The organism is Oceanobacillus locisalsi (assembly GCF_042675985.1).
Classification (GTDB): Bacteria; Bacillota; Bacilli; order Bacillales; family Amphibacillaceae; genus Oceanobacillus; species Oceanobacillus locisalsi.
This window is the reverse complement of sequence record NZ_JBHTKK010000014.1, coordinates 60,034-86,641: the sequence shown is the minus strand read 5'-3', so window position 1 is coordinate 86,641 and position 26,608 is coordinate 60,034. Positions and strand designations below refer to the sequence as shown.

At 39.7% G+C, this 26,608-nt stretch carries 19 protein-coding genes; 16 read left to right on the top strand and 3 right to left on the bottom strand.

The features are described from left to right. The first annotated feature begins 87 nt into the window (after nucleotides 1-87). From ACFQ19_RS12290 to helD, 10 genes are all read left to right on the top strand, one after another. Nucleotides 88-1,779: a PucR family transcriptional regulator gene (locus ACFQ19_RS12290; RefSeq protein ID WP_379592476.1), complete on the top strand. Its 1,692-nt coding sequence runs from the start codon at nucleotides 88-90 to the stop codon at nucleotides 1,777-1,779. A gap of 393 nt (nucleotides 1,780-2,172) precedes the next feature. After that, nucleotides 2,173-3,396, top strand: coding sequence for a M20 metallopeptidase family protein (locus ACFQ19_RS12285; protein ID WP_379592474.1), 1,224 nt, complete (start codon nucleotides 2,173-2,175; stop codon nucleotides 3,394-3,396). Nucleotides 3,397-3,400: 4 nt separating this feature from the next. Beyond that, nucleotides 3,401-4,837 (top strand): aldehyde dehydrogenase family protein, encoded by a 1,437-nt coding sequence (locus ACFQ19_RS12280; RefSeq protein WP_379592472.1) that lies wholly within the window; start codon nucleotides 3,401-3,403, stop codon nucleotides 4,835-4,837. A gap of 157 nt (nucleotides 4,838-4,994) precedes the next feature. Further along, the gene (locus ACFQ19_RS12275; RefSeq protein ID WP_379592509.1) at nucleotides 4,995-6,296 is read left to right on the top strand and encodes an aminotransferase family protein; all 1,302 of its coding nucleotides are present in this window, start codon (nucleotides 4,995-4,997) and stop codon (nucleotides 6,294-6,296) included. Nucleotides 6,297-6,487: 191 nt separating this feature from the next. Further along, nucleotides 6,488-7,222: a maleate cis-trans isomerase family protein gene (locus ACFQ19_RS12270; protein ID WP_379592470.1), complete on the top strand. Its 735-nt coding sequence runs from the start codon at nucleotides 6,488-6,490 to the stop codon at nucleotides 7,220-7,222. Between the two features lie 49 nt (nucleotides 7,223-7,271). After that, entirely contained in the window at nucleotides 7,272-7,766 is a 495-nt protein-coding gene (locus ACFQ19_RS12265; RefSeq protein ID WP_379592468.1) for a TRAP transporter small permease, read from the top strand. A 61-nt stretch (nucleotides 7,767-7,827) separates the two neighbouring features. Next, a complete protein-coding gene (locus ACFQ19_RS12260) occupies nucleotides 7,828-9,120 on the top strand; it encodes a TRAP transporter large permease (protein WP_379592466.1) in 1,293 nt (430 codons plus the stop codon). 86 nt (nucleotides 9,121-9,206) lie between these two features. Next, the gene (dctP, locus tag ACFQ19_RS12255; protein WP_379592464.1) at nucleotides 9,207-10,268 is read left to right on the top strand and encodes a TRAP transporter substrate-binding protein DctP; all 1,062 of its coding nucleotides are present in this window, start codon (nucleotides 9,207-9,209) and stop codon (nucleotides 10,266-10,268) included. A gap of 180 nt (nucleotides 10,269-10,448) precedes the next feature. Next, a complete protein-coding gene (locus tag ACFQ19_RS12250; protein ID WP_379592462.1) occupies nucleotides 10,449-11,618 on the top strand; it encodes a M24 family metallopeptidase in 1,170 nt (389 codons plus the stop codon). Nucleotides 11,619-11,906: 288 nt separating this feature from the next. Beyond that, entirely contained in the window at nucleotides 11,907-14,231 is a 2,325-nt protein-coding gene (helD, locus tag ACFQ19_RS12245; RefSeq protein ID WP_379592460.1) for an RNA polymerase recycling motor HelD, read from the top strand. A 100-nt stretch (nucleotides 14,232-14,331) separates the two neighbouring features. On the opposite strand, the gene ACFQ19_RS12240 is transcribed toward helD, so the two are convergent. After that, nucleotides 14,332-15,903, bottom strand: coding sequence for a peptide chain release factor 3 (locus ACFQ19_RS12240; protein WP_379592458.1), 1,572 nt, complete (start codon nucleotides 15,901-15,903; stop codon nucleotides 14,332-14,334). Nucleotides 15,904-16,122: 219 nt separating this feature from the next. Here ACFQ19_RS12240 and ACFQ19_RS12235 point away from each other — a divergent pair, with 219 nt between their 5' ends. The 3 genes from ACFQ19_RS12235 to ACFQ19_RS12225 all read left to right on the top strand — a co-directional run bounded on the left by ACFQ19_RS12235 (nucleotide 16,123) and on the right by ACFQ19_RS12225 (nucleotide 21,277). Further along, complete coding sequence (locus ACFQ19_RS12235) at nucleotides 16,123-19,263, top strand: SNF2 helicase associated domain-containing protein (protein WP_379592456.1); 3,141 nt, start codon at nucleotides 16,123-16,125, stop codon at nucleotides 19,261-19,263. A 383-nt stretch (nucleotides 19,264-19,646) separates the two neighbouring features. Beyond that, nucleotides 19,647-20,843: an ornithine--oxo-acid transaminase gene (locus tag ACFQ19_RS12230; RefSeq protein ID WP_379592454.1), complete on the top strand. Its 1,197-nt coding sequence runs from the start codon at nucleotides 19,647-19,649 to the stop codon at nucleotides 20,841-20,843. A 143-nt stretch (nucleotides 20,844-20,986) separates the two neighbouring features. Beyond that, nucleotides 20,987-21,277: a DUF378 domain-containing protein gene (locus tag ACFQ19_RS12225; protein WP_379592452.1), complete on the top strand. Its 291-nt coding sequence runs from the start codon at nucleotides 20,987-20,989 to the stop codon at nucleotides 21,275-21,277. Between the two features lie 157 nt (nucleotides 21,278-21,434). Here the strand turns inward: ACFQ19_RS12225 and ACFQ19_RS12220 are convergent, their stop codons facing one another. Further along, the gene (locus tag ACFQ19_RS12220; protein WP_379592450.1) at nucleotides 21,435-21,863 is read right to left on the bottom strand and encodes a thiol-disulfide oxidoreductase DCC family protein; all 429 of its coding nucleotides are present in this window, start codon (nucleotides 21,861-21,863) and stop codon (nucleotides 21,435-21,437) included. A 182-nt stretch (nucleotides 21,864-22,045) separates the two neighbouring features. On the opposite strand from ACFQ19_RS12220, the gene ACFQ19_RS12215 reads away from it, so the two are divergent. Further along, the gene (locus tag ACFQ19_RS12215) at nucleotides 22,046-22,963 is read left to right on the top strand and encodes an AEC family transporter (protein ID WP_379592448.1); all 918 of its coding nucleotides are present in this window, start codon (nucleotides 22,046-22,048) and stop codon (nucleotides 22,961-22,963) included. Nucleotides 22,964-22,967: 4 nt separating this feature from the next. Here ACFQ19_RS12215 and ACFQ19_RS12210 read toward each other — a convergent pair whose 3' ends face one another. Further along, nucleotides 22,968-23,837 carry a LysR family transcriptional regulator gene (locus tag ACFQ19_RS12210; RefSeq protein WP_379592446.1) on the bottom strand — a complete coding sequence of 290 codons (870 nt, stop codon included), beginning with the start codon at nucleotides 23,835-23,837 and terminating at the stop codon, nucleotides 22,968-22,970. Nucleotides 23,838-24,038: 201 nt separating this feature from the next. Here ACFQ19_RS12210 and mmgD point away from each other — a divergent pair, with 201 nt between their 5' ends. Together mmgD and ACFQ19_RS12200 are read left to right on the top strand one after the other, a co-directional pair. Further along, nucleotides 24,039-25,148 (top strand): citrate synthase, encoded by a 1,110-nt coding sequence (mmgD, locus tag ACFQ19_RS12205; RefSeq protein ID WP_379592444.1) that lies wholly within the window; start codon nucleotides 24,039-24,041, stop codon nucleotides 25,146-25,148. Nucleotides 25,149-25,161: 13 nt separating this feature from the next. Beyond that, the gene (locus ACFQ19_RS12200) at nucleotides 25,162-26,595 is read left to right on the top strand and encodes a bifunctional 2-methylcitrate dehydratase/aconitate hydratase (protein ID WP_379592442.1); all 1,434 of its coding nucleotides are present in this window, start codon (nucleotides 25,162-25,164) and stop codon (nucleotides 26,593-26,595) included. Nucleotides 26,596-26,608 lie beyond the last annotated feature (13 nt).

Genomic DNA, 26,608 nt, shown 5'->3' with positions numbered 1-26,608 from the left:
ATTATTCCCTACATGATAAAATATGGATAGTATAACAGATGAAATCATGTTGGTGCTATATATCAATGATGTAATGGAGGGTGAAAAATGGCTTGTACTGTGAAAGAAATAGTGAATCTCCAAATTTTTAATATTGCTAAAATAAAAGCTGGTAAGGCGTTTTTAGACAAAAGACAAGTGGACTGGACGGCTGTCATAGAAAGCCCCGTAGAAAATTTTGTCCGAAAACAGGAGTTTGTTCTAACAACCGGTATGGGCTGTGCAGGGGATCCTACATTACTTTTCCAATTTGTTAAAGATGTATATGAATCAGGTGCATCGGCATTAGCAATAGCTGTTGGTCGATACATTTTTGATATACCAGCAGAAATCATCCGTTTTGCAGAAGAAAATGAATTTATTTTAATTGAATTGCCCTGGGAATTACGGTTTGCTGATATTCAAAGGGAAACGATGAAAGAAATTAATTTGAGGCAGGAGCAGATTTCTCAAAATGCCATACACATTCAAAAGATGTTGATTGATTTTGTGATTCAAGGTAAAGACTTAAAGGACATTCTTCTGTATGTGGAACGTGAACTCCATTGTGTTATTATTTTTGCAGATAGAAAAGGACGCCTGAAATCCTCTAAAGAAAATCCAGAGGAAATCATTCAATTATGGAACGATTTCGAAGTAAAAGAAGAAATGGACATCGATGAGTCCGTCTACCGTCAAGTTCAAAAAATGCCTTATAAAGATGGTTATTTACTAAAGAAAGACATTGCGACTCAATCGGATGATTTAGTGGACGGTTATTTTATTATTCTCGTAGAAGATCATACGCTTCTGAATCATCACATGTTGCAGGTATTGGAAAGTCTTTCGGCAGCTGTAGCTTTATGGATCTCCCGGGAAGATGCTATTGTCAGGACAGAGATTCGATTGCGCAATGAGTTTATTTGGGGGTTAGCTAAAACCCCGGATAAAAGTTTGGATAAAAATGTTCAATCACGCGCGACGTTATTTGGGTATAATTTACATGTTCCCTATATATGTATGGTTGGTTATTCAGAAAATTTGGGTGACTTAACAAGAGAGCAATTTAATGGAACAGACTTTGGTTTTAAAAGTATTATTTATTATATTGAAGAGGAAGTTAGATATGCTGCATCGGTTGTCAATAAACAAGTTGCATTTACTTTTGACAACGACCAGCTTATTATTTTCTTAGAAGCGCAAGGTGACATACAGAGCACCGTTCATCAATTTTTAAATGTAGTAGATAAACGATTGAATATGTTAATATCCGGGATGCTTTTTACTTGGGGAATCGGCATGCACAAAGATGGAATGATGGCGTTTTATCAAAGTTATAAAAAAGCGCATTCCGCATTAGATATCGGCTTAAAGCTAAACAGTCCAGGAGAGAGAATTAACTTTGAAGATACACAGCTGAATCGTTTATTATTACATCTTGCCAACAATGCTGAAGTAAAGGATATTACATTATCGACCATAGCGCCGCTGATAGAATATCAAGAAAAAAGAGAGATGAACTTAATTGATACGTTTATAGCGTATGACAATCAAAATGGGAATGTGAGCCAAGCTTCCCGAGTCCTGAATTTACACCGTCAGTCTTTACTGTATCGATTACGAAAAATTGAAAGCCTGACCAATTTGTCTCTGGATAATCCGGATGATGTTTTTTTATTGAAAATCAGTATCAAAGTATGGTTGACTGGTACGTTGAAAAAAGATAGAGAAAGAAATGCTTTACAAAACCTCGGTGAATAGCTGAGGTTTTTTGGTGTGCGCTGCAAGTGCCAAATGGTGAAGGAAATGAAGGAAAGGGAAACAATAGACGAGGTTCAAAAATGATGTAAAAAATAAGGATTCATACAATTTGTATAGAAAGATTACGGAAAAGTTCATACAATATCGCAATTGTTTCTTTTACAAAGGACATCGTATAATTAGTTTAAAGTTAGTTCTTATCATTGTTTGTGGATAAAATAAAGATATGAGTTTTCTGAAAAGAAAATAAGAAAGCTGCTTTCATGATGAATAAAAATGTTTGCGCTTACAATGAATCAGGAGTGATTATTCAATCTAATGGAATTGCAGGAATTGTGTAAACTCTGCAGTTCATACAAATAAAGCGTCTTTAGAAAAAAAGGGGGATGTGCTATGAATATAAAAGCTGCATCTTTGTTTGAAATGTTAATCTTATGGCGTAGACACTTACATGAACATCCGGAATTAAGCTTTGAAGAAACGGAGACAGCAAAGTTTGTTGCTGCTGAACTATTAAAGATAGAAAATATTTCGGTAGAAAGAAATATAGGAGGAAACGGTGTTGTAGCAACATTAACGACAGGAGAGGGGCCGACGATTGCGCTCAGAGCGGATATGGATGCATTGCCAATTCAAGAGAAGAACCATCATTCCTTTGTGTCTAAGCACGATGGCGTTATGCATGCATGTGGACACGATGCCCATACAGCAATGCTCTTAGGTGCTGTTCATATATTAGCGGAACAATTCCGGGAGGGACAATTAACCGGCACGGTGAAATTTATATTTCAGCCTGCAGAAGAAAGTACAGATAGACATGGACTTTCAGGTGCCCCATATATGATTCAAGCCGGAGCAATCCAAGATGTGGATGCAATTATTGCACTTCATGTTTGCCCGTGGCATCCAGTTGGCACCGTTCAAATGAATAACGGTTTTAGTATGGCAAATGTAGATGTATTTGAAGCGACCATCCGAGGATCAGGGGGACATGGCGGTTATCCGCATTTGGCTAGAGACCCATTATGGATGCTTGGTTTGGTTTTACAATCATTTTATGGAACAGTAGGAAGAAGGATTTCCCCCCTGGATGTTGTTGCTGCAAGCATTGGAAAAATAGAGGCTGGCAGCGTAAGCAATGTCATTCCTTCTGAAGTCAGCATAGAAGGGACATTGCGATCTTACACACCAGAAACGAGAGAAAAACTGGAAGCAGAAGTGAAAAATATTTTTAGGGTAGTGGAAACATTCGGTGGTTCTTTTGAATTTGAATTAAAAAAGGGAGAGCCTGCTTTAAATAATCATTTAAAAGTAAATACGCTGATTGAAGAAGCCATACGTGAATTATATCCAAATATAAAAATTCATTGGGGTCCTTTTGGAATGGGCGGAGAAGACTTTGGCTATATGACGGAACAAATACCGGGGGCAATGTTTTTTCTGGGATGTTCCTTAGAGGATGGTTTGAACCGAGACTTGCATACACCTATTTTTGATATGGATGAAAGATGCTTACCACTTGGCACAGACATTTTTGTGGCAACGGTCAATAAGTTCTTAAATCATATAGAATTACCTCAACCTTTAAAAAGACATTCTATGGAGAAAGGTGCGTGAGAACATGATGCTAACGGAAAAAAGAAAAAAGATGTTTCTCGGAGGAAGGTGGGTAGAAAAGGATGAAGTAATTCATGTTTATGATCCACAGGATAATGCAATTATTACTACCGTACCAAAAGCTTCTGAAGCGGACATACTCGCAGCCATTGAAGCAGCGGAGGAAGGTGTGAAAATTGCTGGAAATATGCCTGTCCACGAACGCATATCCATTATTAACAAAGCGGCAGACTATGTGGAAGAACATCGGGCTATTTTTGCAGAAACAATTGCTAGGGAAGGAAGTAAAACCATCACGGAAGCAAGAGGAGAAGTTGTTCGATGTATCAATACCCTCAGGCTGTCAGCGGAAGAAGCTAGAAGAATTATTGGGGAAACAATTTCATTTGACCAAATGCCTGGCCATGAGAATCGTGTCGGCTATTATTATCGTTTTCCCATTGGCATTATTGCCGCTATTACGCCATTTAATGATCCGCTTAATTTAGTGGCTCATAAGGTGGGACCTGCGATTGCGTCTGGGAATGCAATCATCGTAAAACCTGCATCGCTGACACCATTAAGTGGTCTTTTATTGGCTGAAGCATTTGAAGCTGCTGGTTTACCGGAGAAAGTACTTTCTGTCGTAACGGGCAGCGGCAGGGAAATCGGCGATATCCTCGTTACGCATCCTTCTATTCGCATGGTGTCTTTTACTGGTGGAATGGAAACGGGAGAGAAAATTGCTAAAAAAGCTGGACTAAAAAAATTGAGTATGGAATTAGGATCTAATTCCCCCGCCATTGTTCTACAAGATGCAAATATAGATGATGCAGTAAGCAGTTGCGTGGCCGGAGCTTTTGGAGCAGTTGGTCAAAATTGTATCGGAGTTCAAAGAATATTTATTGAAACTTCTCAATTTAATGAATTTGTTCGTAAATTTGTGAAGGAGACCAAGAAATATAAAACAGGTAATAAAAAAGATGAAACAACAGATATGGGGCCATTGATTTCAAAAAGAGAAGCTATTCGTGTTGAGGAGTGGGTTAATGAGGCACTGGAGGAAAATGCCATTTTACTCACTGGCGGAAAGAGGGACGATGCATTTTATACCCCGACTGTATTAATGAACGTAGCGGCAGATGCAAGAATTGCAACGGAAGAGATTTTTGGTCCAGTAGTGCTTCTTTTTGAAGTGGAAAATTTAACGGAAGCAATTGAAAAAGCGAATCAAGTAAACTATGGGTTGCAAGCAGGCATTTTCACAAAAGATATTAATCTCGCTTTTCAAGCCATTCAACAATTGGAAGTAGGAGGCATCATGGTTAATGATAGCAGTGATTATCGAATAGACAGCATGCCTTTTGGCGGCGTGAAAGGATCCGGTTTAGGACGTGAAGGGGTAATATATACGATTCAAGAAATGACAGAACCCAAAGTAGTTCATTTTAATTTAGGGTGAATGTTTGTATTACTTGAAAACGTGATTTGCAGAATAACCAATTATAAACTGGATTAAAGTGAAATGTGCTGGATTATTTGGAGAAAATATCTTTGTTCATTATATAGATTAGATAGTAAGATAAAATGTTTCCAAGGAGGAATTTAAAATGAAACAAATGATAAAAAAGAATCAATTAAAAGAAGAATTGACGGAACTGGATAAAAAGCATTTTATTCATCCCACATCTAACATGAAACAGTTGCAGGAGGAAGGACCGTCCTTTATTTTTACGGAGGGGGATGGCATTTATTTAAAAGATATGGAAGGCAGAACACTCATGGATAGTTTATCATCCCTATGGAATGTAAACATTGGGCATGGCAGAAAGGAACTTGGCGAGGCTGCGAAAGCACAGATGGAAAAATTGGCGTTTACATCGACTTTCAGCAACTGGAGTCATGAGCCGGCAATTCGACTTGCAGCCGAGGTTGCCAAATGGACGCCAGGGGACTTAAATGCAACGTTTTTTACATCTGGCGGGTCGGAAGCAAATGATACGGCCTTTAAAACAGTACGTCATTATTGGAAACTAAAAGGGCATCCTGAAAAGAAAAAAATTATATCTAGAAAGAAATCGTATCATGGAGTGGCGATGGGCTCCACAAGTGCTACCGGAATCCCGGAGTTTCATACATTTACAGAATCGATTGCTCCTGATTTTTATTATGTAGACAGTACAATCGAATCTTTAAAAGAGCTAATTGAAAAAGAAGGAGCAGATTCCATTGCTGCGTTTATCTCTGAACCAGTTCAAGGATCAGGCGGCGTTAATTTACCAAGCGAAGGATATTTTGAAGAAGTTCGTAAAATCTGTGATAAACATCATATTTTGCTTATTTCTGATGAAGTCATTTGTGGGTTTGGCCGAACAGGAACACATTTCGGGATGGAGAATTTCGGAATTATACCGGATATTATTACAATGGCTAAAGGAGTAACAAGTGGGTATGCTCCGCTTGGCGGAATGATTATTTCCGAGAAATTGCATCAAGAAATTTATGAAAAGGCAGAGGGGAACTTCTGGCATGGATACACTTACAGCGGTCATCCAACAGCTGCTGCAGTAGCATTAAAAAACTTGGAGATTATAAAAAATGAAAACTTAATTGATAACGTAAATAGAATGGGAGAAGAAATGTTAAAAGGGTTCAAATGGATCCAGGAACAAAATAAGCAAGTGATTGATGTTAGAGGAATTGGTTTATTAGGTGCCATTAGTATAGACAGAAAATCGGCGGATGTGGCTCCAGTTGGACCTAAAGTCGTTGCAGAAGCATTAAAAAGAGGTTTAATTTGCCGCTCGGTCGTATATGATGGGCAAGATACGTTGGCGTTTGCTCCGCCATTTGTCATCAATAAAAAACAAATGGATGAGATGATTACCATTGTTGATGAATCTATTCGGGCCGTGAATTAGAATGAAAAACACAGGTGGAGTTCACTTATTCTCCCCTGTTTTTTCTCATATAGAATAACATTTTCTAATGAACTATTTTAATAGGTGACTATTTTTATAATGTAAGGTATAATTTTCCTCAATCATATTTTACTTTATACGTGATGTGAAGTGTAGTAATTCTAAATTAAAAGATGGGAGAGCGTATATCATTGGATGCCGCCCCTTATGGCTGGAGAGCTAAAATAGGATTAATTTACATTGCTTCCGCTTACGCTATGGAAGTAGAGTTTAACCAGATGGCGCCGCCAGGAGTAACAACCCACACGACAAGAATAGCTTTATGCGAGCAGCCAGAGCAATTTACTGTCAGCGATTTGTCAAAACTTGGAAAAGACGCCCTAGCAGCAACGAAACTGCTTGCCCAAGCTCCGTTAAGCTCCATTGCTTTTGGATGTACGAGTGGAAGCTTTATAAATGGTTTTGCGTATGACAAAGCATTTATCAACCAGATGGAAGCAGTTGCTAATATTCCGTGTACAACGACAGCAAATGCAGCTCTAGAAGCACTTCAATCGCTTCATATCAAAAAAGTAGCCATTGCGACACCTTATGAAAAAGATGTCAATGACATGGCATATCAGTATTTTACGGATGGTAACTTGCAGATCACCAACATGACAGGCTTAAATATAACGAATGATTACCAAATCTCAACATTAGATACCAATGCAATTTATCAGATGGCTATGAACGTAGATACGGAGGATGCAGAAGCAGTATTTCTTTCCTGTACCGGTCTTTCGGCAGCGAATATCATTCGTGTGTTAGAAGAAGATCTTCAAAAACCTGTAATTACTTCAAATCAAGCGACCTTTTGGTATGCATTAAAACTAAGTAGCGTAAATGCAAAGATAAAGAATTATGGGAAGCTGTTTGAAAGCTAAATAATGAATACTATTTTGTAAACGCATTCAAAAAAGAGGGGGCATGTTGATGCAAACTTTACGAAAGATGGATGAAATTTGGGAGAAGATAGAAGCTGGGATTTTAAGTATTACAATCATTTCCATTAGTTTGATGTTAGTAGGTAATACAATAAGCCGTTATTTTTTTAGTAAAAGCTGGCCATTCACGGAAGAATTGGGGAAGATGGGAATTATTATACTTACATTTATGGGACTTGGTTATGCTGCGCGGAAAGGGATGCATATAGAGATGTCCGGGTTTTATGATTTAATGTCTGAAAAGGCACGAAGAATTTTGGGAATATTCATTAATTTGATATCTGCTCTTGTATTGGTTTTTTGCACGTATTTAGGTATGAAGTATATTCAACATTTATATACATTGGGTCAAGTATCGACTATTTTAAGAATCCCCTTGTATCTTACGATGATGTTTGTTCCAATTGGTTTCTTTTTAGCAAGTATCCGTTATTTTGTTAATTTTGGGAAACGGATGAAAGAAAATGTTCAGGATAGTGTATAACGAAGAGATGCTGAAATACTTTTGAAAAGGAACAAAACGGAGAACGGGGGTGTAGAGAACCATGTGGCTAATTATCATCTTATTATTTATTATGTTATTTTTAAATTTTCCCATTATGATTGTCCTGCTCGTGCCTGCTTTATTATTAATGCTGTTTTTTACGCCGAATATAGATATGGCTATGTTTGGTCAGGTGATGACAAGCAGTATTGAATCGTATGTATTACTGGCTATACCAATGTTTATATTTGCAGCAGATATCCTTGTTGAAGGTAAAACAGCGAATCGATTATTAGATTTTGTTAAAGATATGTTTGGACATATCCGTGGAGGAACGGGCATTGTTGCAGCAGCAACAAGTACGATGTTCGGGTCCGTATCTGGTTCTTCACAGGCCACGATTGCTGCAATTGGAAAGCCAATGCGAAGAAGAGCTTTAGAATATGGATATAAAGATTCGCATATCACGGGTTTAATTATTAACTCCGCGGGCATTGCAATTTTAATACCGCCAAGTATCGTAATGATTTATTATGGAATGCTCACAGGAACATCGGTAGGTGATTTGTTTATCGCCGGAATTATTCCGGGTTTAATCATATTTTTAAGTTTTTCTTTATGGGAGTTCTTTATTGCCATAAAGAAGGATATCCCGGTTGAGCCTAAAGCATCTTGGAGACAGCGCTGGTCTTCTTTTAAAAGCGCCATTTTAACGTTTGGGTTTCCAATATTAATTTTGGGAGGAATTTATACCGGGATGTTTAGCCCGACAGAAGCGGCTGCGTTTTCCGTGCTTTATGCAGCTCTTTTAGAACTTGTCATTTACCGGTCTATTCAATTGAAAGATATATACCGAATTGCCATATCAACTGGAATAGTAACGAGTATTGTATTTATTTTACTAGCAGTTGGCGGCGTTTTTTCTTGGATTATTTCTTATTTAAGAGTTCCACAAAGTTTAACAGAAACTGTATTGAGCTCCAACCCTTCACAACTGGAAATACTTCTTATTATGTCATTGTTTTTCTTAGTATCTTGTATGTTTGTCGATTCATTGGTAGCCATTGCCATACTGACACCTATCTTTTTTCCAATTGCTGTAACGGCAGGGATTCCCCCTGTAGCAATTGGAATCCTTATTACGATGCAAGCAACACTTGGCACTGTTACACCTCCATTCGGGGTTAATATATTTACCGCTTGTGCTATCTTCAAAAAACCTTATTTAGAAGTAGTAAAAGGCGTCATTCCATACATTATTATTTTTATGGTGATCAACATATTGCTGATTTGTTTTCCGGAAATTATTATGATTTATCAAAATATTTTAGGCTTATCGGAAGGAGGTTCATGATTACCTTATTTACATATGGTGATGTTTTTTGAGAGGTATCTCAGTTTTGATGATAAAAGGAATATGTCAAAGGGAGGGGAAGTAATTTGGGTAGGAAAAAGAGATTCTATTTGCTTTTTTTCATCGTTATAACGTTTAGCATTTTAGCAGCATGCAACAAGGACGGAATGCGTAGTGAAGCAAGTTCGGGCGGTGAAGAAATAACATTAAAATTTGCTCATGAAGAAGGTCAAGGAGATGTGCAGGACCTATATGCCAATAAATTTAAAGAAGTTATCGAGGAAAAAACAAATGGAAGAATAAAAGTGGATGTTTATACAGGAGGGACACTTGGAACGAGTATCGATATCTTACATTCTTTACAAACTGGCGCGATAGATCTAGCGATTACATCCCCCGGATTCTCTGGAGATGTGATACCTGAATCTCAAATTATGTCCATACCATTTTTATTTTCTGATAACTTAGAGGTCAATAAAAAAGTATTGAAGGAAAGTGAAGCATTAAATGGTTTACTCGCTAATAAATATGAAGAAATCGGCATCATCCCTTTTCATTTCTGGCTGGAAGGCTTTATGTATTGGTCAGCTAATCAAGAAATTACTGCTCCTGATGACATGAATGGAGTTAAGATGAGAACCATGCCGACAAACTTAATCATAAAGTCATATGAACTTATGGGAGCAACAGCGACAACAACGGATTCTGGTGAAATTTATACAATGCTGCAAACAAATGGTATAGACGGACAAGAAAATCCGCTGTTTTATATTGTCAACGGTAATTTCCTGGAAGTGCAAGATTATTTAATGGACACGAAACATCATATTTATACAACGGCAACCGTTACGAATCAAGCATTTTTTGAAGGTTTACCCGAAAAAGATCAACAGGATATTCAGGAAGCAATCAATGAAGTGAACGATTGGTCCTTTGATATGCAGGATGAGGAGGCAGAAAAAGCGCTTGAAATAGCCGAGGAAGATGATATAGAAATTATAGAGCTGCCATCTGAACAAAGAGAAGCATTTAAAGAGGTATCATTGCCGATTCGTAAGGCATATAAGGAAGAAAGTGATGACGCGAAAGAAATGATTGAATTACTTGAGAAAGAAATAAAAGAAGCTGAGACGGAGTTGGCAGAATAAATCTGTATTGAAACATAAGCGAAAATTATATTTTTTTCACACTTTGATAAGGAGTCTAATCTCATTGACTACACCATTTGAATTGGGCTTCTTTTTTCATGATTTGATTTTGTTTTTAGTACTTCTGTGAAATAGAAAATGGTTAAAATCTTAATTTGAATGTTAGAAGGGACTGATAATATGTTAAACTTTGCGAAAAGAGAATATCAAACAAGATTGAAAAAAACAAAACAAAGCATGGAAAAGCAGGGAATAAATGTTTTGTTAATCACAGACCCGGCGAATATTAGTTATTTGACTGGGTTTAATGCATGGTCATTTTATGTACATCAATTGCTAATCATTATAGATCAAGAAAAAGAACCTATTTGGGCGGGGCGGGGAATTGATGCCAGTGCGGCCAAAATCACTACTTGGTTAAGTGAGGATAATATTCTCCCCTATTCAGATGATCATGTTCAATCTACAGAAAAACATCCAATGGACTTTGTCGCCGGTATTTTAAAAGAAAAAGGCCAATCCAATAAGACGATTGCAGCCGAATTTGATGCATATTATTTTACTGCCAGAAATTATATCCAACTTACGCAGCAACTTCCTAATGCTACCTTTGTAGACGGAACAACACTTGTGAATTGGATTCGAATTATTAAGTCTGAACAAGAAATAGAGTATATTAAGCGAGCTGCGACCATTGTGACAGAGACAATGTACAAAGGAATTGAGCGAATTAAAGCCGGCGTGAGAGAATGTGATGTCGTGGCAGATATTTTCCATAAACAAATTTCAGGGACAGAAGAATTTGGAGGGGATTATACATCGATTGTTCCGTTATTACCTTCAGGCGAAAAAACATCTGCATGCCACTTAACGTGGACAGATGAAGTTTATAAAGAGGGAGACCCTGTTGTTTTAGAACTGGCCGGATGTCATAAACGTTACCATTCTCCACTTGCAAGAACTTTAGTAATAGGTAAACCGACTTCCGAAATGGAAGAATTAGCAGATGTAACGATAGAAGGTATAGAAGCGGCGCTTGATGTTATTAAACCTGGAGTTACATGTGAAGAAGTAGAACTGGCATGGAAAAGGTCGATTGAAAAAAGAGGGTTTGAAAAAGAGTCACGACTGGGCTATTCCACCGGATTAAATTATCCGCCTGATTGGGGAGAGCACACGGCAAGTCTGAGATCTGGAGATCAAACGGTGTTACAACCAAACATGGTCTTTCATATGATTCCTGGAATTTGGATGGATACTTACGGTATAGAGATAAGTGAAACATTTCGTGTTACTGAAAATGGGGTAGAGGTGCTTGCAAATGTGGATCGCAAGTTATTTATTAATTAATAGGCAGCATTTTCTCTATTGAAATGATAAATTTTAACTGCAAGATATAAGTAAAGAGATCTTGAGCGTACTTTACCTATTCTTCAATAATAAGAAGATTTTTAACGAACAAAAAAGCTTGCTAAGATGTTTTAGCGAGCTTTTTACATGTATGTATTGATTAATTAAGCCAACAATGGTAAAATATAAAAGTTGAAGAGATGATTAACGATATAAATATATGCATTATAATTATACACTTTAATAAAAGGTTTGTCAATATATTTTTTTGATTTAGGGAGGAAGTTGATGGATAAGCAAAGCAATAGTCATGAATTTGAATATCAACGGCTGGAAAAGGTTTTAAAAATTATAGATAATAAACAAAGTGCTTTGAAGGAACAATCCTCCAAGGTGAAAGAAGATGTCGTTGAATTACGTAAAACATTCTGGGATGATATTACGGTTAATATGGATGAGATGGACGATATTATTGAGACACAGGAAAGTATTAAGCAGCAATCCAATATTCTTGCACAAAAGGAACGTCATTATGGAAAGAATTATCAGCGCATGAAACAATTGGAGCGGTTAAAAAACCAGCCTTATTTCGGAAGAGTTGACTTCCAGGAGGAAGGCAGTGAAGATATCGAAAAAATTTATATTGGAACCTCCTCTTTAATGGATGAAGGGGATAAAGACTTTCTGATTTATGATTGGCGTGCTCCGATATCGAGTATATATTATGATTATGCCCCCGGTCCGGTGGAATATCGGACAGAGGAAGAAACGGTTCAAGGTGAGATGAGCTTGAAACGGCAATATATGATTCGCAATGGAAAGATGAAAGGAATTTTTGACACGTCGGTTACTATTATTGATGAGATGTTGCAGGAGAGTCTAAGCGAGGCTGCTGATACGCAAATGAAATCGATTGTGTCGACGATTCAGCAGGAGCAAAATGCAGTTATCCGCCATCGCGGCAGCAAAGTGCTTGTTGTGCAAGGAGCAGCGGGAAGCGGAAAAACATCAGCGGCATTACAGCGAATCGCTTATTTGCTCTATCATCATCGGACGAATTTAACGGCGAATCAGGTATTATTATTATCGCCGAATGATTTATTTTCAAGTTACGTATCCAATGTTCTGCCGGAATTGGGAGAAGAGCCTGTGAATCAGCAAACGTTCCATCAATTTGTGGTAAACAGCACGGACAATGCCTTGCATGTAGATAGCCCATTTGAACAGATCGAAAAATTGATGCGTTTAGAGGAAAAAGAGCAGGAGAAACAGATGGAAGTCATTCAGCATTTCTCTAGTGTGGCTTTTATGGATGATATCAAGCGGCAGTTAGAAAAATTAAATCAATCCAATCTTACTTTCCGTTCCATCCGTTTTCGGAATGAACTGCTTATCGATAAGACAGAGATTGAGGATTATTTTGCATCGTTGGAAAAAGACATGCGGCTTCCGAATAAAATGGAACAGGTCAGAAAGTGGCTTCTGCAGCGAGTCCGTGCGTTTCAGAAAGAAGAAATGGAAAAAGACTGGGTTCTCGATCAGATGCAGCTGTTAAGCAAAGATGATTATGCGAAAGCTTATCATGAAACGGAACAAGAAGAGGGAGAAAGCAGTATTCAGGATGAAGAAAAGGTGTTGAGAGAGAAAATTATCCGCAAAGCATTTGCACCTTTGCAAAACATGATACGTCAAAATCGTTTTGTCAATACATTTAAAATGTTTATGGATTTGATAGCAGAATTGAATGGCAATGGGGCTGTTCAGGAGTATAAGGTGGACGCCATTAAACTGCTCCGGAAAAAACAGCTTCCATGGGAACTGGCTACAGCTTATAACTTTTTTAAAGGGGAAATAACAGGGCATGAAGTGACTCGACCTGTCCATTTAATTGTCATAGATGAGGCACAGGATTATACGCCTTTTCAATTTGCATATTTAAGATACCTTTATCCTTATGCCAGCTTTACCTTGCTTGGGGATGTGAATCAGGCCATTTATTCTTATGCGTCCGAAGAGAACCCGATTCAAGAAGATATTTCATTAGAGGAGAGCGTTGAACGGATTGAATTAACGAAAAGCTATCGTTCCACGAAGCCGATTGTTGATTTCGCGTCTTATTTTTCACCAATCGATCAACCGATAGAAGCCTTTGAACGCAGTGGTCCGCTTCCGGAGGTTGTTCGCCTGACCAAATCTATCTCTGAAAAAGATGCCTTGCTTCATAAAATAGAGGAGAAGCAGCAGGCGGGGCATGAAACCATTGCTATTATAGCGAAAACAGCAGATGCCTGCCGTAAGATATATCAGCAGCTGCATAAAGAGATAGATGTCAAACAGATTAATGAAGATACCAAAACGTATCAAAAAGGCGTTGTCATTGTTCCGGTTTATTTGGCGAAAGGCATTGAATTTGATGCGGTGATTCTTGCGGATGCTTCCAGCGAGGTGTATTGGCATCCGGCTGATAAATACCTGCTTTATACAGCTTGTACCCGGGCAATGCACGATTTAACTGTGCTTTATACAGAGGAAATGTCGCCTTTCTTAAAAGATGTTCCTAAAGAAAAATATCGTTATACGACGATTGTAGAACGGCAAGAGGAAGAGAGCTAAAAAAGGAATCAATGATTCGTTCGGAGTAAATCTTGCAGCATGGTGCGTTATGTATAAAAAATGGGAGGCTGGACTTGTTTTGATCCAGCCTTCCATTTTTTTATTGAAAATCATTCGTTTCAAACAGGTCAATCAGTTCAACATCCGGATTTTTGTCCTTGAACCAGTTTTTTGCAAATTCATTGCGGAAAAGCACAAGCGGCTGATCATACCGGTCGCGGGCCAACAAGTTTCCGGAATCAAATAAGGAAGGGTCTGCCTGTTCCGGCTTCAGCCATCTAGGTACACGTTCTCCGATTGGTTCCATTGTCACCTCGGCGTTGTACTCATTCTCCATGCGGTATGTGAAAACCTGATATTGTAGTTCTCCGACAGCACCTAAAATAAAGGAATCTGTTAAATAATCCCGGAACAGCTGAATCGCGCCTTCCTGGACAAGCTGTTCAATCCCTTTACGAAATTGCTTGGACTTCAAGGCATTTTTCGCCATTACTTTTTTGAAGATTTCCGGCGGGAACTGCGGTAATTCATCAAATTCAAATTTTTCTTTACCGGTAAGCAGAGTATCCCCGATTTGATAAGCATTTGGATCATAAATCCCGATAATATCACCGGCATAAGCTTCTTCAAGCGTGTCCCTGGAAGAGGCAATCATTTGCTGCGATTGCGCCAGCTTTAATTCTTTCCCGGTCCGGGCCAAGGTCACGTTCATGCCGCGGGTGAATTTTCCCGAACAAACTCGTAAAAAGGCAATCCGGTCACGGTGCGCCGGGTTCATATTGGCCTGAATTTTAAAGATAAAACCAGAAAAATTTTCTTCTTCCGGCTTCACTGCACCTTTCGTCGACTTACGCGGTGTCGGGTTTGGCGCTAAGCGGATAAAAGAATCAAAAAAGGTTTGCACACCGAAAGGAGAAAGGGCGCTACCGAAGAACACAGGCGTTAATTCGCCATTTGAAATAGCTTCTTCGGAATACGTATTGCCAGCTTCCGCAACTAAATCCAGCTCATTCAACGCATCTTGATAGGTTGCGTTTTCCGTTAATTCCGGGTGATTTTCTAGTTCTGTATAAGGGATATAGCTTTCTTCTTCTCCTGGATGATGCTGTACAAATTGCTCATTTTCGCGGTCGAAAATGCCGAGGAAGCCTTTCCCCATTCCTGCAGGCCAGTTCATAGGGTACGTATCGATCTCCAATACTTCTTCCAGTTCTTCCAATAGAGCAAGCGGCTCTTTTCCTTCACGGTCCAGTTTATTCATAAACGTAAAGATAGGAATGCCGCGCATACGACAAACTTTGAACAGCTTGATCGTTTGTGCTTCAATCCCTTTCGTGGAATCAATAATCATCACAACACTGTCTACAGCGGTCAAGGTCCGATACGTATCCTCACTGAAATCTTCGTGCCCTGGCGTATCTAAAATATTGATATGAAATCCTTCATATTGAAAGTTCATCACACTCGATGTCACGGAAATACCGCGCTGCTTCTCGATTTCCATCCAGTCGGATGTGGCGAATTTGCCGGATTTTTTTCCTTTTACGGTTCCGGCAGAACGAATGAGATTACCATATAATAGTAACTTTTCCGTCATGGTTGTTTTCCCGGCATCGGGGTGCGAGATAATTGCAAATGTTTTTCTTTTCTGTACTTCTTCTTGAGTTGACATAAGGAAATCCTTTCTATTTATAGTAACTGATCCATGATGAACAGATATACAACACGTTTATCCAGGAATCAGAAGCTATATTTAAAATCTGCATTTGTTTATTAGATGTTCATGCTTTCTTGCTTTATAATAAACACAGATATATGATACTACAAATGAACCTCTTTCGTGAAATGAAAATGGTGCATAAGCTTGAAGAAAACAATAGCAGTCTGAGAAATGAGAAAAAAGGTCGTGCAAATGATGGTATGGATATCCAGACAGGAAATGAAAGAACGATGCGGTGAATTATCGTATAAATATGGAAAGCGATTGTGGAAAAAAGGAAATGTGCAGTTCACTTTTCTAGACCAGCAGATTATTGGAACAGTGATGTCGACAGATACGTTTCATATTACGCTGACATATCGGAATAATAAAATAGAAAATGCGGTTTGCAGCTGTCCGAAACTGGGCTCGTATACATTGGATTGTCAGCATATTGCTGCTGTTTTAATCGGTATCCATGAAACTGGGGAACCGGAAGCAGGCAACCAGGCGTTAACGGGAAAATCAGACTGCATATTCCAGCATCGCGGTTACTTTGAAACAAGGAAGAGCATTCCGGTTCAATTTTACCTGCACATACCAGCAGAACAGGAACAGAAAGCAATGCAGATGGCTGTAGAAATAAACGGTACATGGATAGATGATATCGCTCAGTTTTTGGAAGCATGGAAGCATGGTACAAACTTTTCGGTTAAGGATGAGATTTATGATGCAGCTGCCTGTTATTTTGAAGATGACATCAGCCAAGTGTTAGGGCAGCTGCATTATATTTATGAGGATCAGCAAATAATTGGGGTAGATGTCACAGAACATCCAAGCTGGCTCCCTGTCCCGGCAACAGCTTGGGAACGCATGGAAAAATGGCTGTCCGCAAGCGCGTTCGTTTCGCTCTATATGGACACATCTGCGTATCATAAGCAGCCATTACACTTTTATGACGCACTGCCATCCTTTTCGTTTCATATCGATCAATCCGGAACTTCCTATTCGATTACCTTTCAAGAGAGGAACGATACGACTTTCTTGATCCGCTATCAATTGATTTACCAGAATGGATCACTTTATTTACTGACTGACGAAGAAAAACAGCTGATCGAGTTATGTGCACAATTATGGAAAGGTCAAGCACAGGCAATTGATATCAGCAGGGAACAGATGGTGTCGATTTCCGCCCTTTTAGAACGGGTTGGTAAAGTGGAAGATACCACAGGGATGCTAAAAGAATTGCACCAGCCGCTTGAAACAAGTATTTATATCGACCGGGTGCATAATCGGCTTTTAGCTGGGGTCGAATTTCAATATGGTGATAAAAAGCTGAACCCATTTGAAAAAACAACGATGGTCCGCAGGGATCGAGAGCAGGAAGCGGAAATCATTGCTTTTCTCGAACGATGCGGTTTTGTCAATGATGAGGGCAGTTTTATTCTGCAAAATGAGCAGTTGGAATATGATTTTTTATATCATTATTTACCTGAATTGTACAAAATAGCAGCTGTTTTTGTGACCAATGCGGTGCGTAACCAGATTAGCAAGAAACGGTTTCAGCCGACAATCCGGGTGAAGCATGAGCGGGATCGAACGAATTGGCTTTCCTTTTCCTTTCAGATGAAAGGCTTCTGGGAAGAGGAAGTTCGGCAGATTTTGGATGCTATCGAAGAAAAAAGGCCATATTATCGTTTGAAGGACGGATCTTTTCTTACGTTAGAAACAGAAGAAATCAAGGAATTAGAAAAGGACCTCCTCACTATTCCCATGACGCCTTCTGAAATGCTGGAGGAAATGGAATTACCGCTAAAAGAGGGACTGTCTTTTGCCTACCGGATAGAGGAGAACGGTTATTTGGCAGAAGAAACAACTGTTAAAGAAATGATGTATGAAATACAAATGCCGGCAAAGGATAAATACCCAATTGCAGCAGAGATGGAGACCGTGTTAAAACCGTATCAGCAGGATGGCGTCCGCTGGATGCTGGCGGTGGCTGAAGCGGGTCTTGGCGGTGTGCTGGCAGATGAAATGGGACTTGGCAAAACGGTGCAGGCGATTGCTTTTTGTATGACGAAATACGAGCAACAAGAACAAGCGGAGGAAAAAAAGCCGGTGCTTGTTGTCTGTCCGACGTCTCTGTGCCACCAATGGAAGCAGGAGTGGGAAATGTTTGCGCCGTCCTTTTCTGTCGGCATCATGGAAGGAACCGTGAAGGAAAGGAATCAGAAAAAGAAAGCATGGCAGACATATGATGTATGGATTATTTCTTACGGTATTTTGAAAAATGAAATTGACTGGCTGAAGAAACATGTTACCTTGCAAACAATTATTTTTGATGAGGCGCAGTATTTTAAAAATCCGGCGACGCAGATTTTTCGTACGGTGAAAAAATTACAAGCGACGTTTCGATTTGCTTTAACTGGAACGCCTTTAGAAAATAAAATAGAGGATGTATGGTCGGTTTTTCATGTTGTTTTTCCGGAATTACTGGGCGGTTTGAAGGATTTTGCCTGGCTGACGAATAATCAGGTGCTGCGAAGAATTCACCCATTTATGCTGCGAAGAGAGAAAAAAGATGTACTGCAGGATATGCCGGTGAAAACGGAATATCTGGAACGGGTGCCGTTAACGGAAGAACAAAAACAAATCTATATGTCCTATTTGTCTAAATTAAAGCATCCGAAATGGAAACACCTGGATCAAGATACTGTTCGGAAAAACCGGATCCGGATACTGGCAGGACTGACAAGATTAAGGCAAATCTGTTGTGATCCGGGGTTATTTGTCCGGGATTATGAGGGAGAATCAGCCAAACGCAAGCGATTAATGGAAATTGTTAAGGACGCGAAACGTTCTGGAAAGCGGATGTTGATTTTTTCCCAGTTTACGCAAATGCTCCAGCGTATCGGTGATGCATTAAGAATAGAAGATATTTCTTATTTTTATTTGGACGGTCAGACTCCTCCAGAGGAACGCTTGCAAATCTGTCGGGCGTTTAATCAGGGCAAGAATGATATATGTCTTATTTCTCTGAAGGCAGGCGGAACCGGATTGAATTTAGTCGGCGCCGATACGGTTGTTTTATATGATACATGGTGGAATCCGGCTGTAGAGGACCAGGCGATTGACCGGGCTCACCGGATTGGCCAGACAGATGACGTAACAGTGATTCGGTTGCTGGCAGAAGGAACCATTGAAGATAAAATGTATGAACTTCAGCAGAAAAAAAGACAACTGATCGAACAGATGATACAAACCAAAGATATGTGGAATAATCAGCTGACAGATGAAGATGTAGCGCACCTACTGCAGGAAGCGCTGGAATAAATTATTTGCTGCATAGGAGGGGGTATTTGATTCAATGTTATCAGGTTAATATGACCGCTACGGGAAAACACTACGCTTTCCATGGGGACGGCTTCAGCTAACTTGAAAAGAAACCCGCTTTTCAAGTGGATTTTCAGCTCGCCCTGCGATGCACACGAGGTGCAAGTGCAAGCGTTGTGACAGGAGTCTCCGTGTATTCCCTTCGCTAGATAGTTTTATTGCTATACATTGATATCGAAAATACTTTTTTAAAATTCATTAACCTGACAACATTGATGTTTGATCTCCTCCTGTGCATTACAGGCTTGACGTTTCGGTGAATACATGATTATGTTTAAGAAGAAAGATAATATTTTACTTGCATACAAGGGAGGCTGCTTTTTATGGTGACATCAAAAGAAATGATGGAGCTTACTTCTGCTTATGGCGCAGATAATTACTATCCATTACCGGTTGTTGTTTCAGAAGCGGAGGGTGTTTGGGTGAAAGATCCTGAAGGAAATGAATACATGGATATGCTAAGTGCTTATTCCGCTGTCAATCAGGGACACCGTCATCCAAAAATCATTCAGGCGTTGAAAGATCAAGCGGATAAAGTCACACTTACTTCAAGAGCTTTTCATAATGAACAATTAGGCCCTTGGACAGAGCGCCTTGCCAAATTAACGAAAAAAGATAAAGTATTGCCGATGAATACGGGCGTTGAAGCAGTTGAAACCGCGATAAAAGCTTCCCGCAGATGGGCGTATGAGAAAAAAGAAATTGATGGCAACCAGGCGGAGATAATCGCTTGCAAAGGTAATTTTCATGGCCGAACAATGAATGCGATTTCACTATCGGATGATCCGGATGCAACCACTAATTATGGTCCATTTGTTCCTGGTATTTATAAAATCAATTACGGTGATATTCAAGCATTAAAAGAAACCATCACGCCAAATACAGCCGCAGTTATTATCGAACCTATCCAAGGAGAAGCGGGGATTCTTATTCCGCCGGATGGTTATCTGCAGGAAGTCCGTAAACTATGTGATGAAGAAAACATCTTATTTATTGCCGATGAGGTACAGACCGGATTGGGACGTACAGGGAAGATGTTTGCCTGTGATTGGGAAAATGTGGAGCCGGATATCTATGTGTTAGGAAAAGCGTTGGGCGGAGGAGTCATGCCCATTTCTGCTATTGCTGCGAATAAAGAGATCATGGATGTATTTACTCCTGGCTCCCATGGGTCAACATTTGGAGGAAATCCGCTGGCTTGTGCTGTTTCTATGGCTGCATTAGATGTGATGGAAGAAGAAGAACTTGCAGATAAATCCCTTGAACTAGGTGAGTACTTTGCAATCGAACTGTCTGCTATCGATCATCCTGATTTAAAAGAAGTCCGATCCAGAGGATTATTTATCGGTGTAGAATTTCATAAACCTGTTCGTACGATATGTGAAGCATTGAAGGAAAACGGTGTTCTCTGCAAAGAAACACATGAAACCACTATCCGATTTGCACCACCATTAGTTATAAAAAAAGCAGAGCTGGATTGGGCATTGGATAAAATTAGAAAAGTAATCCAAGAAAGCTAAAAAAATATGGCCCTGATGAAGCATCATTGGGGCTTTAACTATGCTGACAACCTCCTTTTCCATCATCCATCAAGAATCCCAAACAGTGCCAGTATGATTAAATGGGCTGAAGCAAAGGATAAGGTATGAGGAGGTGAGAAGCAATGAAAACTTTACACACGATTGCAGTTACTTTACTGATTATCGGTGCGATTAACTGGGGACTGATTGGCTTTTTCCAATTCGATCTAGTGGCAGCTATTTTTGGCGGGCAAAACGCAATCCTTTCTCGAATTATTTATGGACTTGTAGGGCTCAGTGCGATTTATTACCTTACCACATTATTCTCCGGAATCGGAGAACCAATCGAGGATACAGACAATTTGCGACCAGGCTTCCAAACAGAATTTAGTGAGGAACATGGTATTGAAGAGGAAATTGAAGATAGATCGTAAATGAAAACAAGGTTGATTTTTCCTTACGGGTTATATGAAACAGTCTGAACCCGGGAAATACAAACGGCATTTCTGCGGGGAGGGGAAGTCCCCTTAGAAATGCCGTTTTTACATAACGGGAAGTGAAGCATTCCCGCTTAATGAAGTTTTCCTTTATTTAAACAGTCATTTTTTCTAAATCTGCTTTGGTCTCCACAAATTGTTTACGTTCCTGAGGTGTAGGGAGGCGGCAACTTTGTTTTTTACCGAACCATTTATGCCTGTTGCGTGCTACAAAATCGTAGAGCGTATCCCGGATTACATAAGGCAGAACTTTGCCGGCCGTCAGTATTTTCCAAGGTAACGGCAACTTTTGCAACACGTTTAAAGCGGCATCCGATTTCAAGCAAATTTTTTCGCCGTCAATAAACAGAACACTGTCGAGATCATCAGGAACACGGTATTTTTTTCTGATAAATTCTCCGGCTTCACTTTGCAGGGAAGTGAAAAGAAATTGATTTTCTTTATCTTTTTCCAAGATAAACTGTACGAAACTGTCACAAACATTACATTCTCCGTCAAATACAATAATTTTCACTGCAATCACCTCGAAAAGAATCCTTTATTATCATCATACAATTTCATTTTTTAGAGAACAAGTTATGCGTTTGAAGTATGTATGTACCGATGTCCAAACAGAAAGCACAAGTCCTTTCTGTGCAATCCGCATGGCGTGTGTGATATGATAATAGTTGTGCATTTTGAATGTACTGAAAGGGTAGAAATGTTTTGGAAGGTTTTCAACAGCAATTTATTATTTCGATAGGTATTATTTTACTTGGCTATGTTTTAAAAAGGATCAAGATTTTAAAGGAATCGGATGGACAGACCATTGCTAGAATTGTGTTTAATATCACTTTGCCGGCGCTGGTAATTGTGACGTTTGATCAGATGGAGATGACCTTATCACTGGTATCTCTGATTTTTATTGCTATATTATTCGGGTTTGCTTTCGCTGCCATTGGCTATTTTTCATTTCGAAATGCCGATCCGGGCGTGAAGGGAATGGCTATCATGCTGGTGCCTGGTGTTAATGTCGGTTTATTCGCCTTCCCGCTGGTCGAAGCAATCTGGGGGAGAGAAGGGATACAGCATTTTGGTATGTTCGATGTCGGTAATGCGGTAATCGTGTTCGGATTATGTTACTTTCTCGCCGGTTATTTCGCCAAAGGAACGTCAACATTTTATCTGCGTGAAGCAATTGGGCCGTTATTCCGATCCGTTCCGTTTTTAACGTATATGTTTGTTGTCGCATTAAATATATTTGATCTGCACTTGCCGGGATTAGTATTGGATACAGCAGAGATTATATCTGCAGCAAATATGCCTATGGCTTTGCTGCTGCTTGGTTTGTATTTGAATTTTTCGTTGGAAACATCATGGCTTCCGTTTATAGGGAAGTATCTGATGGTCAAATATGGAGCAGGCTTAATACTCGGATTCACGCTTTTTTGGCTGTTTTCCGATTACCCGATGCTTGCTAATACGGCGTTAATTGGTTTTATTCTTCCGTCTTCCACAACAGCTGTGGTATATGCTATCCGATACAAGTATCAAACGCAAATCGTTGGGACCATCGTCAATATCACCATTATTCTCAGTTTTATTTTGATTTGGGTGCTGGCCAGTTTTGTAGCGTACCATTAGGCTGTTATAAAGCCTTGACATCCAAGGTTTGTACAAAATCAACAAATGCCCGGACGATATTCATTTGTAAAGTGTCTTCTTGATAATACATCCAGGTTTGTCTTTTTAACGGATCGCCGTTTGCGTCTATAATGGGCTTAATAAATAATTCAGGATAAGGGCGTACTACCAGGTTAGCCACGATGGCGTAACCAAGCCCGTGAATAACCATTTCCTTACAGGTCTCTACCTGGTTGACGTGGATGGTAATATTCGGCTGTTCAATATAATTTTGGTGCCACCAGTCATCTACTAATATCCGCATATGCTCGTCTGTGAAATAGTCTACTCTTGGAAGCTGAGGGAGTTTTTCCCATGTGAAATCCCAAGGAGAGGCAACGCAGATGTCTTCTTCGTATAACAGCGCTTTCTTTTCTTTCCAGGCATAATTCCCTTTAATAAAGCTGATATGGACATCATGATTTAACAACCGGCGATGCATATCACTGCTCCATCCTGTCACTACTTGACATTCCACCTCCGGATATTTTTCCTTGAACAGCTGCAGAAGCTTCGGCATTTTATTGGCAGCAAAGAAATTTGAAACACCTACCCGCAATGTTCCTCTCACTTCATCGCGCATATTGTTGAGCTTTTCTTCCATATGCCGCTGTTCCTGCAGCATTCTTTTGGCATGTTTTGCTAATTCTTCTCCCTCTGGAGTAAATGTGATTCCCCGGCGTTTTCTTAATAGAATAGAAATACCGTAATGATTTTCGAGTTTTTGAATGCGTGCGGTTAAAGTGGGCTGCGATAAAAAAAGCCGATGGGCAGCCAATGTTACATTTTCCGTTTCATAAAGTGTAGAAAGCATTTTCCAATCTTGTAGATTCAAGGTTTTTCCTCCTGTATATGAGAAATAGAAAAAAACTATCGCTATTTATTAAAATTATATATTTTTCTAATTTTCAATGCAAGGTTATACTGAATATAGGAATACCGTTCATCGTGATTTTATTTGGTTACCAATTGGATAATCATAACTGTATTTTTAAAAATCAAATGACTGCGCTTTCATTTTAAAGGGGGAGATAGGATGCATACTCGTAAAGATTTTGTTCCTGGGTTAGATGGTGTGGTTGCGGCTGAAACATCCATATCATTTTTAGATGTTGAAAAAGAGAAAATTATTATCCGCGGGGAGAATTTAATCGAATTGGCGGAAGAGAAAACGTATTTTGATGTTGTTCATTTATTACTGGAAGGAAGGACGCCAAACCAAGAAGAAAGAACCAGTCTGGAGGATTATATCAAGCACTTTTACCGCTTGCCTGATGATACCCTGCCTCTGTTTCAGCTGTTGCCGAAAGGAATGCATCCAATGGACGGGATGCGTACAGTCCTCTCGTTATTAGCCGGATACGACAAAGATATAGAAAATCGTTCCTCGCAGGAGAATAAACAGCGTGCGTACCAACTGCTGGGACAGCTGCCTTTTATTACAGTCAACAGCTATTTTGCGACAGAAGGCAAAGCGATTGCTTATCCGGATGAAAGTCTCGGATACAGCGCCAATTTCTTGTATATGATTACAGGGAAAAAACCGTCTGCGTTGGAAGTAGCTATATTTGATCAATTATTATTACTTTATATTGAACATGAGATGCCTAATTCAACGTTTGCTTCACGTGTGATTGCTTCCACAAATGCAGATATGTACGGCGCTTTGACAGGAGCTATCTCTTCCTTAAAAGGAAACTTGCACGGCGGGGCCAATGAAGCTGTGATGCATATGCTTCGTGAGGTAGATACAGTGGATGGCTTTGAAGCGTTGATTCGTCATAAACTACAAAATAAAGAAAAAATCATGGGATTCGGACATCGGGTTTATATGAAAAAGATGGATCCTCGGGCTACAATCACCAAAGAAGCATTGCGGAAACTTTGTGACAGAGATAATGATTATACGCTTTTGGAAATGTGTGAAGCAGGGGAAGAAATCATGCGGGAGGAAAAAGGTTTATATCCTAATCTGGATTATTATGCTGCGCCTGTTTATTGGAAACTTGGCATTCCAATTCCGCTCTATACGCCTATTTTCTTCAGTGCCAGAACAGCAGGACTTGCAGCACACATTGTAGAACAGCATGATAATAACCGGCTGTTCAGACCAAGAGTAGCGTATACAGGAAAAAGTTATGAATAGGGAGGAAGTACAAATGGAATCAGTAAAAACAAATCAAACCGATCAGTTGTTAGAAGAAATTGCTGACTATGTATTAAATAAAGAAATTACGAGTGAAGAGGCTTTTCAAACGGCGCATTATACATTCCTGGATGCGATAGGGTGCGGCATTCTTGCTTTGAACCATCCGGAATGTACGAAGCTGTTAGGACCTATTGTGCCGGGCACAGTAGTTCCAAATGGAACGAGAGTACCAGGAACACCGCATGTCTTAGACCCGGTGCAGGGTGCATTCAACATCGGTACCATGATACGCTGGCTGGATTATAACGATACCTGGCTTGCAGCGGAATGGGGGCATCCTTCTGATAATGTGGGAGGCATTTTAGCTGTGGCTGATTATGTAAGCCAGTTACGTCAGAAAAAAGGGGAAGCTGCTTTCACGGTAGAAGAGGTTTTGGAAATGGTAATTAAAGCGCATGAAATTCAAGGTATTCTTGCTTTAGAAAACAGTATGAACCGTGTTGGTCTGGATCATGTTTTATATGTGAAGATTGCAACAACAGCTGTTGTTACCAAAATGCTGGGCGGCGGGAAAGAAGAGATTATTAATGCGCTGTCTAATGCCTGGATTGATAATTCCAGTTTGCGGACGTACCGTCATTTTCCTAATACCGGTTCCAGAAAATCTTGGGCAGCAGGAGATGCAACAAGCCGAGCTGTTCGTCTGGCGCTGATGGCTATCCAAGGAGAGATGGGGTATGCTACTGCTTTAAGTGCAGAAGGATGGGGATTCCAGGATGTTCTGTTCAAAGGGAATCAATTGGAATTAAGCCGGCCGCTAGATAGCTATGTCATGGAAAATGTCTTGTTTAAAGTTTCTTATCCGGCAGAGTTTCATGCGCAAACAGCAGCAGAAGCAGCTATTCAATTGCATCCAGAAGTCGTTGATCGTATAGATGAAATCAAAGAAATTACTATATCTACACACGAATCGGCTATTCGTATCATCGATAAGAAAGGACCGCTGTATAATCCGGCAGATAGAGATCATTGCCTGCAGTATATTACAGCAATAGGTTTATTAAAAGGCAATATTGTTGCGGAAGATTATGAGGATGATGTGGCGAAAGATCCGCGGATTGATGAACTCCGCGATAAAATGGTCGTAACCGAAAACAAACGGTATACGGAGGATTATTTAGATCCTGAAAAACGTTCCATTGCGAATGCCGTACAGGTTCATTTTACCGATGGAACAGCGACAGATTGGATTGATTGTGAATTTCCTTTGGGACATCGTTTCCGCAGGGAAGAAGCGTTCCCGCAAATCATGAAAAAATATGAAGCCAATCTGGCGACACAATTTACAGCCAAACAATCCGTGCATATCAAGAAACAGAGTGTGGATTATGATAAGATAAAGGAAATGCCGGTTACGGATTTTATCGAATTATTTTTAGGTTAGAGGAGTGAGGAAA

What these genes read in the sequence shown, in the direction of transcription:
- ACFQ19_RS12290 (WP_379592476.1), top strand. Translation starts at nt 88, where the DNA reads ATGGCTTGTACTGTGAAAGAAATAGTGAATCTCCAAATTTTTAATATT.
- ACFQ19_RS12285 (WP_379592474.1), top strand. Translation starts at nt 2,173, where the DNA reads ATGAATATAAAAGCTGCATCTTTGTTTGAAATGTTAATCTTATGGCGT.
- ACFQ19_RS12280 (WP_379592472.1), top strand. Translation starts at nt 3,401, where the DNA reads ATGATGCTAACGGAAAAAAGAAAAAAGATGTTTCTCGGAGGAAGGTGG.
- ACFQ19_RS12275 (WP_379592509.1), top strand. Translation starts at nt 4,995, where the DNA reads ATGATAAAAAAGAATCAATTAAAAGAAGAATTGACGGAACTGGATAAA.
- ACFQ19_RS12265 (WP_379592468.1), top strand. Translation starts at nt 7,272, where the DNA reads ATGCAAACTTTACGAAAGATGGATGAAATTTGGGAGAAGATAGAAGCT.
- ACFQ19_RS12260 (WP_379592466.1), top strand. Translation starts at nt 7,828, where the DNA reads ATGTGGCTAATTATCATCTTATTATTTATTATGTTATTTTTAAATTTT.
- ACFQ19_RS12250 (WP_379592462.1), top strand. Translation starts at nt 10,449, where the DNA reads ATGTTAAACTTTGCGAAAAGAGAATATCAAACAAGATTGAAAAAAACA.
- helD (WP_379592460.1), top strand. Translation starts at nt 11,907, where the DNA reads ATGGATAAGCAAAGCAATAGTCATGAATTTGAATATCAACGGCTGGAA.
- ACFQ19_RS12240 (WP_379592458.1), bottom strand. Translation starts at nt 15,903, where the DNA reads ATGTCAACTCAAGAAGAAGTACAGAAAAGAAAAACATTTGCAATTATC.
- ACFQ19_RS12235 (WP_379592456.1), top strand. Translation starts at nt 16,123, where the DNA reads ATGAGAAAAAAGGTCGTGCAAATGATGGTATGGATATCCAGACAGGAA.
- ACFQ19_RS12230 (WP_379592454.1), top strand. Translation starts at nt 19,647, where the DNA reads ATGGTGACATCAAAAGAAATGATGGAGCTTACTTCTGCTTATGGCGCA.
- ACFQ19_RS12225 (WP_379592452.1), top strand. Translation starts at nt 20,987, where the DNA reads ATGAAAACTTTACACACGATTGCAGTTACTTTACTGATTATCGGTGCG.
- mmgD (WP_379592444.1), top strand. Translation starts at nt 24,039, where the DNA reads ATGCATACTCGTAAAGATTTTGTTCCTGGGTTAGATGGTGTGGTTGCG.
- ACFQ19_RS12200 (WP_379592442.1), top strand. Translation starts at nt 25,162, where the DNA reads ATGGAATCAGTAAAAACAAATCAAACCGATCAGTTGTTAGAAGAAATT.